The following is a 13,479-nucleotide window of genomic DNA, read 5'->3' on the forward strand; positions in this document are numbered from 1 at the left end:
CTCGACGGAGAGGCGGACGACCGTGGCACACGTGAGGTTGTCGTTCGGCTCCGGTCTCAACGTGCACACCGAGGCCCTCGTCGACGGCACCGTCACCCCGCAGGGCATCGAGCTCGTCCCCACGGTCGCCCACCCGTCGGAGCTGTTCTGGCGCCAGCTGCGGTACGGCGAGTTCGACGTCTGCGAGATGTCGCTGTCGTCGCTGTTCATCGCCCATGCCAGGGGCAGTGACCTGGTCGCGCTGCCGGTGTTCCCGTCGCGCCGCTTCTTCCACACCGAGCTGGACGTCCACGTCGACGCGGGTGTCACCGAACCGCACCTCCTGGCCGGCAAGCGCATCGGTGTCGGCGAGTACCAGCAGACGGCGGCCCTGTGGCTGCGCGCGGTACTCGAGCACGACTTCGGTGTCTCGCAGTACGACGTCGAGTGGTACATGGAGCGCGGGGTCGAGCACAGCCACGGTGGCGCCACCGGCTTCACCCCACCCGACGGCATCTCGTTCCACCGTGTCCCGCCGGAGAAGAGCCTCGCGTCGATGCTGCTCGACCGCGAGCTGGACGCGGCCTTCGTCCGGCCGAACCGCCGCACCGCGGCCACCAACTTCATCGAACGGTCCCAGCGCCAGCGCGGCGGCGACTGGAGCAAGGTCGCTCCGGCGTTCGGCGACGGCGTCGCCGAGGGTGCCCGGTTCTTCGCGGCGCACGGCTACATCCCGATCAACCACGCCTACGTCGTCCGTGCCGACCTGCTGCGCCGGCATCCCTGGGTCGCGCACAACCTGTGTGCGGCCTTCCTCGAGGCCAAGCTCGCCGGCCAGCGACGAACGTTCGAGCGCATCCCCCTCAACCTGGTCTTCCGGTGGGAGTACCTGGAGCGCACCCGCGCCGCGGTCGGCGAGGACCCCTTTCCCTACGGCCTCGGCGCCAACCGCCCCGTCCTCGAGTCGATGGTGCGCTTCTCGCACGAACAGGGACTCATCCCCGAGGTCTTCCCCGTCGACGACCTGTTCGCCGAGAGCACCCGGCTGTGGTCGGCCGGCGGCCAGGGGACGCGCTGAACCGTCCAGGGCCCGGACGCAACGGGGCCGTGAGCTGAAAGGAGACCGAGCAATGACGCTTCCCCTCCGGCGGCGACGCCGGCCCAGAGCACGCGTCCTGGCCGGCCTGGTCGCCGCTGCCGCCGTCGTCGGCTCGTGCGGCGACGGGTCGGGCGGCACCGGCGGCGACGGTGGGACCAGTGAGGCCCAGGAGCAGGCCGAGGGCGTCTACGAGGAGTTCGCCAGCATGTCCGGCACCGAGCGCGAGCAGGCCCTCTACGAGGGTGCGCTCGATGCCGGCGGGCGCATCACGGTCTACACCTCCAACTCCGCCATCGACTCCATCATCGAAGGCTTCGAGGAAACGTACGAGGACCTCGAGGTCAACACCTACCGGGCCACGCCACAGGCATTCATCCAGCGCTTTTTCCAGGAGCAGGAGGCCGGCTACCACGGCGTCGACGTCGTGGAGGACGCCGACGTCACGCTGGTCACCGAGCGCGGCCTGGCCGGCGAGTACGTCCATCCGGACCTCACCGACCAGATCCGTGGCCTGGACGACGTGCAGGGCCAGTTCATCCCCACCCGGATGGGAGCGTTCGTGGTGTCGTGGAACACCGACGCGGTGGACGAGAGCGAGATCCCGGACACGATCGAGGGCTTCACAGACCCGAAATGGGAGGGCCGGCTCTCGATCGCCGACGCGGACTGGCCGTGGTACATGGCCCTGCACGAGCAGATGGAGGCGGCGGGCAAGTCGCATGAGCAGATCGTCGAGATCTTCCAGACGCTGGCCAGCTACTCGACCATCGTGCCCAGCCACACCCTCCAGGCCGAGCTGCTTGCCGCCGGTGAGTACGACGTCGCACTCACCACCTTCAACCACGCGGTGAACCTGCTCCAGGCCGACGGGGCCGCAGTGACGTGGAAGCGCGCGGACGGCAGCGCCGTCGAGCCCATCGTGTTCCACCAGGAAGGTGCCGTGCCGGTAGTCAACGCGCCGAACCCGTGGGGCGCGCTGCTGTTCATCGACTACCTGCTGACCGGCGGGCAGGACATCATGGCCGGCCTCTACCGGCCGACGTCGATCCCCCAGGGCCAGGACGACCTGTTCGCGGGGCTCGACCAGGTATTCGTCCCGATCGACGAGTACTTCAACAGCCGCGACGAATGGGAGCCGGAATGGCTCGGCTTCCTCGACGAGGGCACCCAGCACCAGGAGTAGGCGACGGCTGGAGGCGACCGTGAGCGAAGCAGGACCGACGACGGCGACGTTGCCGCCGGCGCCGAAGCGTGGCGAGCCGGGCTCCGGCGGCGTGTCCGGCAATGGCCGGTGGCTGCGGCTGGCCCGCACGGGCTTCCAGACCCGCAACCTCATCGTGCTCGCCGTCGTGATCGTCATCGCGTACCTGGCCGCGGTACCGCTGTTCTACCTGATCCACGGCACGTTCGTGGAGAACGGGTCGGTCACCCTCGACGCCTTCGGCCGAGCCTACTCCGCCGTCGGGCTCGGCGAGATGGTCTGGAACTCGTTCCTGTTCGCCGGCGGCAGTGCCCTGCTGGCGATGGTGATCGGCACCTTCCTCGCCTACGTGACCATCCGCACCGACGCGCCGTTCCCGACGCTGGTCTTCGCCGCCTCCATGGTGCCCCTGATCATCCCCGGCGTCCTCTACACCATCGCCTGGATCCTGCTGTCCAGCGAGAACATCGGCGTGCTGAACCAGGTCTCGTCCGCGATCCTGGGGCGGCCGGTCTTCGACGCGTTCTCGATGCCGGGCATGATCTGGGTGGAGGGGACGCACAACGCTCCCCTGGTCTACCTGTTCATGGTGGCCGCGTTCCGCTCCATGGACCCGGCGATGGAGGAGTCGGCCCTGCTGTCCGGGGCGAACCGGCTCACCATGATCCGCCGGATCGCGCTGCCGCTGGTCCGCCCGGCTCTCGCCGCCGCGACGCTGATCATGGTCGTGCGCGGGCTGGAGGGCTTCGAGGTGCCGGCGCTGCTCGGCGTGCCCGGCGGCATCTTCGTGTTCACCAGCCGGATCTTCTACGAGCTGCAGAACTTCCCGATCGACACCGCGGCCGCCGGGTCGCTGTCGCTGAGCCTGCTCGCCTTCGCCGCTGTCGGCGTCTTCCTCACCAACAGGTTCGGCAGCGGGCGGGACGGCCAGTTCAGCACGATCACCGGCAAGGGGTTCCGTCCGCACCCGATCGAGCTGCGGCGCGCCAAGCCCGTCGTCGGAACGCTCGTGCTGCTCTACTTCCTGGTCACCGCCGCACTGCCCGTTGGCGTGCTGCTCTACACCTCGATGCTGCCGTTCGCACAGCAGTTCTCGCTCGACGTCTTCTCGTCCATGACCTTCGACAACTACGCCGAGCTGTTCGACGACCGCGCGTTCCCGCGCGCCACCATGAACTCGCTGCTGCTCGGCGCCGGCGCGGCAACGGCGGTGGTGGTCCTGGCCGCAATCGCGGCGTGGCTGATCGCCCGCACCAAGGTTCCCGGCCGGCAGATCGTCGACCAGCTGGCGTTCCTGCCCCTCGTCGTGCCCGGCATCGTGCTCGGCCTGGCCGTCTCGTTCGTCTACCTGCGCAACCCGCTGCCGTTCCAGGTGTACGGGACGATGCTGATCTTGCTGATCGCCTACGTCACCCGCTTCCTGCCCTACGGGATGCGGTACGCCGTGTCGGCGATCCAGCAGATCTCCGGTGAGCTCGAGGAGTCGGCCTACGTGTCCGGGGCGAGCTGGTGGAAGACGTTCCGGCGCGTCCTGGTGCCGCTGATCGTCCCCGGGCTGCTGGCCGGCTGGCTCTACACGTTCATCATCTCCGTCCGCGAGTTGTCCAGCTCGATCGTGCTCTACACGCCGGGCAACGAGGTGCTGTCGATCCTCACCTGGAACTACTACGAGGACGGCCAGCTCACCACGGTCGCCGCACTCGGCGTGGTGATGATCGGCGGCCTCACCGTGCTCGTCACCCTCGTCTACGCCATCGGCACCAGATTCGGCCTGCGTGATCGCTGACAACCCGACCGGCGCCAGCCAGACCACCCGAGCGAAGGAGACCCGGATGGACAGCCTCACCCTCGACCTGCGCGAGTTCATCAAGGCCGTCGAGGCCGGCCAGCCGGATGCGCTGGTGCACGTCGACAAGCCGGTCGACCCCGCGGCATTCGAGGTCACTGCCGTCCTCCAGCAGCTGGAGGATGCGGGCCGCTTCCCGATGGCGATCTTCCATCAGCCGCTGAACCTGCGCGGCGAGGTCTCCCGGTTCCCGCTGATCACCAACGTGTTCGCCGACCGCGCCCGGTGCGCACAGGCCCTCGGGCTGCCGGTCACCGAGGCGAAGTTCCCGCTGAGCATCGAGTACGGCCGCCGCGAGCAGGACCGCATCGCACCCACCGTCGTCACGCCCGGCGAGAGCCCGGTGAAGGACGTCGTCAAGGTGGGTGACCAGGTGGACCTGCGCGAGTTCCCCATCGTGCGCCACCACCACATGGACCCGGCGCCCTACATCGACATGACGCCGATCATGCGCGACCCCGACTCCGGCGCGTACAACGCCGCCTACCTGCGCACCATGTACAAAGGGCCCCGCAAGCTCGGCCTGCACATGTCGCCGCGGCACAGCTGGCAGATCACCCGCAAGCACGAGGACCGTGGGCTGCCAACACCCGTGGTGATCGTGGTCAGCCACCATCCGGCGTTCTTCCTCGGCACCCTCAACGTCGCACCGTTCGGCGACGACGACTACGAGGTGATCGGCTCGGTCGCCGGCCGCTCGCTGCGGCTGGTGCCGTCGGAGACCTGGGGCGAGGACTTCATGGTGCCGGCCGACGCCGAGATCGTGATCGAGGGCGTGATCCCGCCGGGCGTGCGAGAGGTCGAGGGACCGTTCGGGGAGTTCCCTGGCACGTACGGCCCGCAGCGGCTTCGGTGGGTCGTCGACGTCACCGCCGTCACACACCGCCGCGACGCCATCTATCAGGACGTGTTCGTTGGGCACCCGGACGACTGGATCCAGGGCGGGCTGCCGAAGGAGGCGCGGATCTACAACCGGATCAAGGGTGTCGTGCCGTCCGTCCAGGCCGTCCACCTGCCGGTCTCCGGGGTGTGCCGGCTGCACTGCAACATCGCCATCGACAAGAAGGTGGACGGCGAATCCAAGCAGGCGGCGATGATCGCGCTCGGCGAGGTCGACATGATCAAGCACGTGTTCGTGGTCGACGCCGACGTCGACCCCTTCGACGACCGGCAGGTGCTCTGGGCGATCGCCACCCGGGTCCAGGCCGACCAGGCGATCGACATGATCAAGAACGCCAAGGGCAACACCCTCGACCCGTCCCAGACGGACCCCATCATGACCACCAAGATGATCGTGGACGCGACGAAGCCGGTGCGGCGGCCGTTCTCGGAGCGGATTCTTGTCCCGGACGATGCGAAGGCCAGGGTCCCGATGGCCGACTACGTCCGCGAGTCCGCCCCCGCGGCGGCGGGCGAGTGACAGGAGCAGCCCATGGCCTCGATCTTCACCGTGGAATGCCCGTCGTGCGGGCAGAGCTTCCCCTGCCACACCGAGCTGTGGCAGGCCGGCTACGACCTGCTGTGCCCGTTCTGCCAGGCCACGTTCCCGCAGGAGCGGAGCCCGCGCATCGTCTCCGCCACCGGCGACGTGGTGCGCAACGACACCGGCGCCGCCGAGGGGATGTAGCCGCGCGCCCGGCCTGCTGGTGGGGTTCTTCGCCAAGTGAGCGGTCACTCGCGGGCCATCATCGCCATGGCTTCCTTCTCGATGTCGAAGAACGGCTGGCCGGACACGTCGACTATCACGGCCTTGATGGCGCCGCCGGTGAACGCGTAAGGGCTCGTTCCGGGGTACTCGGACGTCACCGGCGAGGCGGGGTCCTTGCCGACGTTGAGGCCCTCGCCGACGAGGGAGAAGTTGCCCGGCTGGGTGACGATCCGGTCCTCGCCCACCTTCTCGTCGTCGACGTAGAGGCTCAGCGTGCCGGTGGTCGGCATGGCGTCGCCGTCGCGGACGAAGACCGCGGAGAGCACGACGTCGCCGGTGGGGACCGGTGACGCCCCGACGACGGTCCGCACCGTGGTCCCGACGAAGTTGTAGACGTAGTGCAGCCGGCCGTCCCTGATGTAGAGCGCATGCCCACCGAAGCGCGCGCCGTGTGAGAACAGCACGCCGGAGGCGTCGGCCGAGTCGACGAGCACGTCCACCGCGACGGTGTAGTCGCGGTTGCGGATGTTTACCGCGGCCGACTCCGGCACCTCCGCGGTGCCGGGGTAGTACACGTACCGGTCCCGGGGCGGCGCCACCTGGGGGCGGGACGGGTCGGCAAGCACCTCCCGCGCCGTGCGGTCGTTCAGCGGCAGGCCTCGATACCGGCCGGCCAGGTGGAACCAGTGGTTGACGAGCTCCTGTACCTTGACCGGCTGCTGCGCGGCGAGGTCGTGGCACTCGGTGGGATCCTCGTCGGTGTTGTAGAGCTCCCACCGGTCGCGGTCGAAGTGACCCCAGCCGGAGAGGGTGGGGTGGACGCTCACGGCCTTCCACCCCCGGTGCCAGACCGCCCGTGAGCCCAGCATGGAGAAGAACGCCGACTCCTTCGGCGTCGGCACGTCGTCGCCGTCGAAGGTCGACCGGAAGCTGACGCCCTCGAGCGGGACCTGTGGATAGCCCTTGACCGTCGCGGGCAGGTCGACGCGGAGCAGGTCGTACATCGTCGGCACCACGTCGGTCGCGTGGAGGAACTGGTGGCGCAGCTCGCCGCGTGCGGTGATGCCGCGCGGCCAGGAGACCAGCAGTGGATCGGCCACGCCGCCCTCGAAGTTGTAGCGCTTCCACATCTTGAACGGCGTGTTGAACGCCCAGGCCCACCCCGTCGGGTAGTGGTTGTAGGTGGCCGGCGAACCGAGCTCGTCGAGGTAGCGCAGGTTCTCCTCGATGTCGTCCGGGATGCCGTTGAAGAACTTGTTCTCGTTCACCGAGCCGTTCGGCCCACCCTCGCCGCTGGCGCCGTTGTCCGAGACCAGCACGACGATCGTGTTCTCCAGCTCGCCGGTCTCGTCGAGGAAGTCGAGCAGCCGCCCGATCTCGTGGTCGGTGTGCGAGAGGAAGCCCGCGAAGACCTCCGCCATGCGGCAGAACAACCGCTTCTCCTCCTCCGACAGCGAGTCCCAGGGCCGCACGGTGTCCAGTGGGGGCCACGGCTCGCCGTCGACAGAACTCTCGCCGACGTACGGGTTCAGCGGCGACAGCTCGGCACTCTCGGGGAAGATCCCGAGCCGTTTCTGCCGATCGAAGACGACGTCCCGGTAGACCTCGTAGCCCATGTCGAACACGCCGCGGTACTTCTCGATCCACTCCTTCGCCACGTGGTGCGGCGCGTGCGCCGCGCCGGGGGCGAAGTACATGAAGAAGGGCTTGTCCGGCGTGATCATCTTGGCGTCGCGGATGAACTCGATCGCCTTGTCGGTCAGGTCGGTGGTCAGGTGGTACCCGTCCTCCGGCAGGGCCGGCTGGTCGACCGGATGGTTGTCGTACATCAGGTCCGGATACCACTGGTTGGTCTCGCCGCCGAGGAACCCGTAGTAGCGCTCGAACCCGCGTCCCAGCGGCCAGTTCCGCTTCGTCGAGGCCAGGTTCATCTCGTCGCTCGGACACAGGTGCCACTTGCCGAGCAGGTACGTGTTCCAGCCTCGCTCCCCCAGCACCTCCGCGATCGTGGCGCACTCGAACGGGATGTGCCCGTGCGCGTTGGGGAACCCGCTGGTCGCCTCCGCGATGCACGCCATGCCGTTGGTCGTGTGGTTGCGCCCGGTCAGCAGCGACGACCGGGTCGGCGAGCACAGCGCAGTGGTGTGCCAGTTCGTGTAGGTGAGACCGTTGGCCGCCAGGCGGTTGACGTTCGGCGTCTCGATCAGCCCGCCCCACGGCTCCATGGCCGAGAAGCCGACGTCATCGAGCACGATGTAAAGCACGTTCGGCGCGCCGTCCGGAGCCACCGGCTGCAGGTACGGAGTCCAGTCCGGCGTCGACTCCCGCTCGTCGATGTCGATGACGCCACGGAACGGCTCGGTCATCGCAAACACCTCTCCCGCTCGGTCCGACGGTGGCGTCATCGTCTGATCGATCGGGGCGCACGTCATCACCCGATGCGGGTGAGCACGACCCGTCCTCGCCACGAGCCGTCCATCCGGCGTGGAGCGGGTTCGGGAACGGGTCTTCGTTCTAGGCTGGCCGCATGAACGCTCCTCGCGTCGCCGTCTACCTGGACTTCGACAACATCGTGATCTCCCGCTACGAGCAGGTGCATCCGGACATACGCGATGCGTGGCGCGCGGACAGCGCACGGTCCCACACGCCGGACCCGGCCGGCTCGAACCCCGTCCAGGTCCGGCTGGCCGAGGCGACCGTCGACATCGGCGCGATCCTCGACTACGCATCCTCCTTCGGAACCGTCGCCCTGGCCCGCGCCTACGCCGACTGGTCGGTGCCGGCCAACGCCGCCTACCGGCGCCAGCTCGTCGACCGGGCGGTCGACCTCACCCAGCTGTTCCCGGTCAGCGGCACCAAGAACGGCGCGGACATCCGGCTGGCCGTCGACGCGATCGAACACCTGGTGCAGTACGCGGACATCACCCACGTCGTCATCGTCGGCGGCGACTCCGACTACATCGCGCTGGCCCAGCGGTGCAAGCAGCTCGGCCGCTTCGTCGTCGGCATCGGCGTCACCGGCTCGACCAGCCGAGCACTGATCGCCGCGTGCGACGAGTTCAGCCAGTACGACGCCCTGCCCGGCGTCAGCCCGGTCAAGCCCCGGGCCGCGGCCAAGAAGACGGCCGCCAAGACGGCGAAGAAGGCCGAGCAGAAGGCCACCACCCGCCGCTCGGCCAAGAGCAGCGAGGTCGACCCGTTCCAGGAGGCCACCGACCTGCTGGTGCGCGCCATCCGGATCGCTCAGGACAAGGCCGACGACGGCGAGTGGCTCAACGGCGGCGGCCTGAAGAGCCAGATGCAGCGCATGGACCCGTCCTTCAAGGAGCAGTCGCTGGGGTTCAAGACCTTCTCCGACTTCGTCGAGTCACTCGGCGAGCTGGTCGAGACCCGCACCGACGCCCCGGACGGGCACCTGCGGCTACGGCTGCGCTGAACGCCCGCCGCGGCCCGGCCGGTCGCGTCGGCCGGGCCCGGGGGGCGCGATCTCAGCTCGTCGTACGCGCCCGGCGCAGCAGGGCCAGCGCCACGCCGGCCAGTACGGCGCCCGCGACCAGGATCAGCCGCGCGTCGGTGCCGGTGTCCGGGAGCTGGTCGTCGGGCTCGTCGGTCGGCTGCTCGGTGGGCTGCGGCGTCGGCTCGCCGGTGGGTTCGCCGGTCGGCTCGTCCGACGGCTCATCTGTCGGCTCGTCGGTCGGGCTGGGCTCATTCGTCGGCTCATCCGTCGGCTCATCGGTCGGGCTGGGCTCGTCGGTCGGTTCGTCCGTCGGTTCCGAGCCGCCCTCGACGGTGACCGTCACGGTGGCGGGTGCCGAGACCGCCGCGCCGTCGGACACGGTGAACGTGAACTCGTCCTCGCCGGTGAAGCCGTCGTCGGGTGTGTAGACCAGGTCCGGCTCGGTACCCGAGAGCTCGCCGTTGGCCGGATCCGACACGTCGCCGAACGTGATCGGATCGCCGTCGGGGTCGGACCCGGTCAGGGTGATGTCGACCGGGGTGTCCATCTCCGTCTCCACCGCCTGGTCGTCGGCGACCGGCGGATGGTTGGCCTGGAACGTCCCGGCCGCGATCAACACCGTGGAGTCCAGGTACGGATCCGACGTGTCGGCGATCACCAGCTTGAGGTGATGGCTCTCGCCGGGCTCGACCGCCGCGGCGCAGGTGAGCACGCTCGTGAACCCGTCCAGCTCGGTATCGTGCGCGGCCTCGGGGAGCTCGTTGTCGACGTAGAGTTCCGCGTTCTGGCCGGCGTTGACGGTGTTCACCGAGACCCGCTGCGCATCCGCACCCACGACGGCGCAGTTCTCGCCGTCGACGTAGAACGCGAACACGTCGTCGAACGCCGAGCCGACGTACTCGTTGTACTCCTCCGAGCCGAAGATGTACTGGAACGAGATCTGGTCGGCATCGGACACGAAGTCGAACTCCAGCGTTGTGGCGTCGAGCGTCGCATACGGCGCGACGAGGCCATCGAGATCCGCGTCGCCCGGGGCGTCGAACTGGGTCGTCTGCGCATGGTTCACGTTCGGACCGATCACGTTGCTCAGCTCGCCTGCCAGCGAGCCCGACGACAGCAACACGCCGCCATCGACGCCGAGGGCTGCCTCGAAGCCCGCGCCCAGGCCGGCACCACGAGGGTCACCGGTGTACGTCACGTTCTCGTACGTCACCCCCTCCCCGATCAGCGCCTCCACCAGGTCGTGCGGCGTCAGCCCGCCGTTCAGATCGGTGACCTGCTGCGAGGCATCCCGGTCCGGCGCCGTCAGCTGGTCCCACAACGACGGGGGTTCCGGCACTCGCTCGCCACCATGAGCGGCACCCGTACCGACCGCTGCTAAGAAGAGAAACGAGCCCGCCGCGACAGCACTGGTCGTACGACGGTTCCACCACGAAGCCACGATGCTCCTTCAAGAAGACGTGACGATTCCGCCACGGATGTGTTTGTCGAAATTGAGGCATCTGCCCGAAATATGCAGTTCGGGGTCGGAGCGGACGCCACGGTGGCACACCATAGCGGACGTCACCCCTCCGCCTGGCGCCCTTTCGCAACCACCGGCCGATCGGGGCCGCGCCGTTCCTGACAGCGCCGTCAGCCGGTGGACGACCACTGTTCACCTTTGCTTCCAAAGGTGTTTCGCGCACTCCCCTAGGTTCATCTCACCGGAATCCGGACGTCATCGCCTCGAGCACGAAAATTATCGGAGGGACACTACGTGCGAACCATGCATCGGATCCTGGCGGCGCTCAGCACGGGTGCGGCCATCCTGGCCGTCACTGCCGGGTCCGCCCATGCCGACCCGGCAGAATCCGCCACGCCATTGGTCAACCCCGAGACCGGTGGCCGCTATGCCGAGTACAACGGCGAGTACATCGACCTGTCGCAAGGATGGCAGGGCGCTCAGATCTGTGTCGAGCAGGCCGACGCGAGCATCGTCTGTTATGACGACGAGGCCGACTACCGCGCTGGTGAAGGTTTGGCCGCCGACGGACCGGAGACCCTGGCCCTCAGCGACTGTCCGAGCGCCCATCTCTGCCTGTGGGACGACCGCCAGTACGCGGGCCCCAAGATCGAGTTCCGGCAGGCGGGCTACAAGGACCTGCGCGACTACGGCTTCGCCGAGCGGGCCAACAGCTACTTCAACAACCGGCAGACGGTCAGCGGCCTGTTCGACCACCACAACTCCAACGGCACCTTCACCCTCGAAGCGGGGCCGAGGGGCGGGACCAGGGACCGCCACGCGGAACTGAGCCTGCTCCGCGAGTTCCGCGGCGGCGACGGCAGCTGGAACAACAAGATCGACGAGCTCCTGCTCACCAGCTGACCAACCCGCCCCTTCCCTTGATCATCAACCGTTGGCGACGTCATGGCGTCGCCAACGGTTGATGATCAAGGGACTCACGGGTCGACGGCTCTACGATGGCACGATGGCACGGACAGACGCCGCCTCCAGGGTGATCGCGGCCCCGTCCGACCAGGTGTTCGCCGCACTGGTCGATCCGGAGGCGCTGACCGCGTGGCTGCCGCCGGACGGCATGAGCGGCCGGTTCGAGCGGTTCGACGCCCGGCCCGGCGGGTCGTACCGGCTGGTCCTCACCTACGCCGACGCCACCACGGCACCGGGCAAGGCGACACCGGACTCCGACGTCGTCGAGGCACGCTTCGTCGATGTCGTCCCCGGCGAGCGCGTCGTCCAGGCCGTCGACTTCGTCTCCGGCGACCCCGCCTACTCCGGCACCATGACCATGACCTGGGACGTGACCCCCGTCGAGGGAGGGACGCGGGTGGACATCCGCGCCGACGACGTCCCGGCCGGCATCTCGGCGGAGGACCATGCCGCGGGCCTCGCCTCCTCCCTGGCGAACCTCGCCGCCTTCCTGGAGCGGTAGCCGGCCGGTACCGACAGCTCGCTCAGCGCTGAGCACGGTTACGCCGTGCCAGGCCGACGAGCAGCCCGACGCCGACGACGGACGCGAGGGCGGCGGCGACCCGCCAGGGGCCGAGGTCGACGACCCAGCCGCTGAGCGCGCCCTGTACCGACAGCGCCGCGTCGATGACCGGGTCGCCGGGGTCACCGCCCGCACTCACCCGCAGCTCGTAGACGCCGTAGTACGCGACGTAGCTGCCGGCCAGGACCAGCAGCGCACCGCTCACCCTGGACACGTACGGCAGCAGCCGGCGGGCGTGACGCACGACACTGTCGCTGCCGAGCGCCACCGCGGCGGCCAGTACGCCGACGACGATGCCCATGCCGATCCCGTACGAGACCACGGCGAGGAGCCCGCCGGCCACGCCCGACGACGTGAACGTCGTCGTCGCCATCGCCAGGAACGGCGCGACGGTGCACGACAGGCTGGCCACCGCGTAGGCGACGCCGTACCAGACCATCGACGGCCACGACGACGACGGTGCCGCGCCGGCCAGCCGCGGCACCCGCAACGGGAGCTCGCGCCCGGCGACCAGCCAGCCGCCGAGCCCGACCAGCGCTATCCCGATCGCGACGGTGGCCCACGGCAGGAAACGCTCGACGGACACCGCCGCCGGCACCACGACCAGCCCGAACGCCCCGAACACGGCCACGAAGCCGGCCGTCATCGCCGCCGTCATGACGCCGGCCCGGCGCAGCGCGGCGGCCGATCCGGGCGGACCGCCCTGTGCCACCAGCAGCGTGAGGTAGGTCGGCAGCAGGGCGAAGCCGCACGGGTTGAGTGCCGCGACCGACCCCAGCAGCACGGCGAACTCGACGGGCACCTCGGGCATGGTCAGTCCGCGACGAGCCGCTCGACCTCGGCGGCGATCTCGTCGTGCTCGAGCGGCCCGCGCACCACCTCGACCGTGCCGTCGGCCGACACGAACCCGAAGTCGTACTGCTGCGTGACCCCGAACCTCGTGTACACCTCACCGTCGCGGTCGTCGATGTGCGCGATGCCCCCGACGCCGCCGTCGGCGACGAACGACTCCATGGCGCCGAGGTCGCCGGACAGCCCAGCCACGCCGACGAACTCCACCCGCCCGGCATACCGGTCGGCGAGCTCGGCGATGAGCGACGCCTCCCGCTGGCACACCGGGCACCACGGCGCCCAGAACCACAGCACCGCGGGCCGACCGGCCAGGCTCGCGCCGTCGAACGTGCCGCCGTCGATCGTCGGCGCGGTGAAGTCCAGTTCCTCCGGCACTTCCGACGGCGGCGTCGGGGGCATCGCGCACA

General features: G+C 69.2%; 12 protein-coding genes. 8 read left to right on the plus strand and 4 right to left on the minus strand.

Annotated elements, in window-relative coordinates; translation table 11 throughout:
• Nucleotides 1-31: 31 nt before the first annotated feature.
• Genes E1269_RS24870 through E1269_RS24890 form a run of 5 tightly spaced genes read left to right on the plus strand, consistent with a single transcriptional unit; the run spans nt 32 to nt 5,752 of the window.
• On the plus strand, nt 32-1,057 hold the full coding sequence (locus tag E1269_RS24870; RefSeq protein WP_131899634.1) for a substrate-binding domain-containing protein: 1,026 nt from the start codon (nt 32-34) through the stop codon (nt 1,055-1,057).
• A gap of 52 nt (nt 1,058-1,109) precedes the next feature.
• Nucleotides 1,110-2,261 (plus strand): ABC transporter substrate-binding protein, encoded by a 1,152-nt coding sequence (locus E1269_RS24875; RefSeq protein WP_131899636.1) that lies wholly within the window; start codon nt 1,110-1,112, stop codon nt 2,259-2,261.
• A gap of 19 nt (nt 2,262-2,280) precedes the next feature.
• Nucleotides 2,281-4,065 carry an ABC transporter permease gene (locus tag E1269_RS24880; RefSeq protein ID WP_203434044.1) on the plus strand — a complete coding sequence of 595 codons (1,785 nt, stop codon included), beginning with the start codon at nt 2,281-2,283 and terminating at the stop codon, nt 4,063-4,065.
• A gap of 46 nt (nt 4,066-4,111) precedes the next feature.
• Nucleotides 4,112-5,545 carry a UbiD family decarboxylase gene (locus E1269_RS24885; RefSeq protein WP_131899640.1) on the plus strand — a complete coding sequence of 478 codons (1,434 nt, stop codon included), beginning with the start codon at nt 4,112-4,114 and terminating at the stop codon, nt 5,543-5,545.
• 12 nt (nt 5,546-5,557) lie between these two features.
• The gene (locus tag E1269_RS24890; RefSeq protein ID WP_131899642.1) at nt 5,558-5,752 is read left to right on the plus strand and encodes a hypothetical protein; all 195 of its coding nucleotides are present in this window, start codon (nt 5,558-5,560) and stop codon (nt 5,750-5,752) included.
• 44 nt (nt 5,753-5,796) lie between these two features.
• Here E1269_RS24890 and E1269_RS24895 read toward each other — a convergent pair whose 3' ends face one another.
• Nucleotides 5,797-8,139 (minus strand): arylsulfatase, encoded by a 2,343-nt coding sequence (locus E1269_RS24895; RefSeq protein ID WP_131899644.1) that lies wholly within the window; start codon nt 8,137-8,139, stop codon nt 5,797-5,799.
• Nucleotides 8,140-8,300: 161 nt separating this feature from the next.
• Here E1269_RS24895 and E1269_RS24900 point away from each other — a divergent pair, with 161 nt between their 5' ends.
• Nucleotides 8,301-9,209 (plus strand): NYN domain-containing protein, encoded by a 909-nt coding sequence (locus E1269_RS24900; protein ID WP_131899646.1) that lies wholly within the window; start codon nt 8,301-8,303, stop codon nt 9,207-9,209.
• 52 nt (nt 9,210-9,261) lie between these two features.
• Here E1269_RS24900 and E1269_RS24905 read toward each other — a convergent pair whose 3' ends face one another.
• Entirely contained in the window at nt 9,262-10,569 is a 1,308-nt protein-coding gene (locus E1269_RS24905; protein WP_131899648.1) for a choice-of-anchor L domain-containing protein, read from the minus strand.
• A 426-nt stretch (nt 10,570-10,995) separates the two neighbouring features.
• Between E1269_RS24905 and E1269_RS24910 the strand changes: the two genes are divergently transcribed.
• Together E1269_RS24910 and E1269_RS24915 are read left to right on the plus strand one after the other, a co-directional pair.
• Nucleotides 10,996-11,595 (plus strand): peptidase inhibitor family I36 protein, encoded by a 600-nt coding sequence (locus E1269_RS24910; protein ID WP_239001018.1) that lies wholly within the window; start codon nt 10,996-10,998, stop codon nt 11,593-11,595.
• A 103-nt stretch (nt 11,596-11,698) separates the two neighbouring features.
• The gene (locus E1269_RS24915; RefSeq protein WP_131899652.1) at nt 11,699-12,160 is read left to right on the plus strand and encodes an SRPBCC family protein; all 462 of its coding nucleotides are present in this window, start codon (nt 11,699-11,701) and stop codon (nt 12,158-12,160) included.
• Nucleotides 12,161-12,182: 22 nt separating this feature from the next.
• On the opposite strand, the gene E1269_RS24920 is transcribed toward E1269_RS24915, so the two are convergent.
• Complete coding sequence (locus E1269_RS24920) at nt 12,183-13,031, minus strand: cytochrome c biogenesis CcdA family protein (protein ID WP_131899654.1); 849 nt, start codon at nt 13,029-13,031, stop codon at nt 12,183-12,185.
• Nucleotides 13,032-13,033: 2 nt separating this feature from the next.
• Nucleotides 13,034-13,479, minus strand: a 446-nt coding sequence (locus E1269_RS24925) for a redoxin domain-containing protein (protein WP_203434045.1), incomplete at its 5' end; no start/stop codon positions are given.

This window comes from Jiangella asiatica (assembly GCF_004349065.1).
GTDB lineage: Bacteria > Actinomycetota > Actinomycetes > Jiangellales > Jiangellaceae > Jiangella > Jiangella asiatica.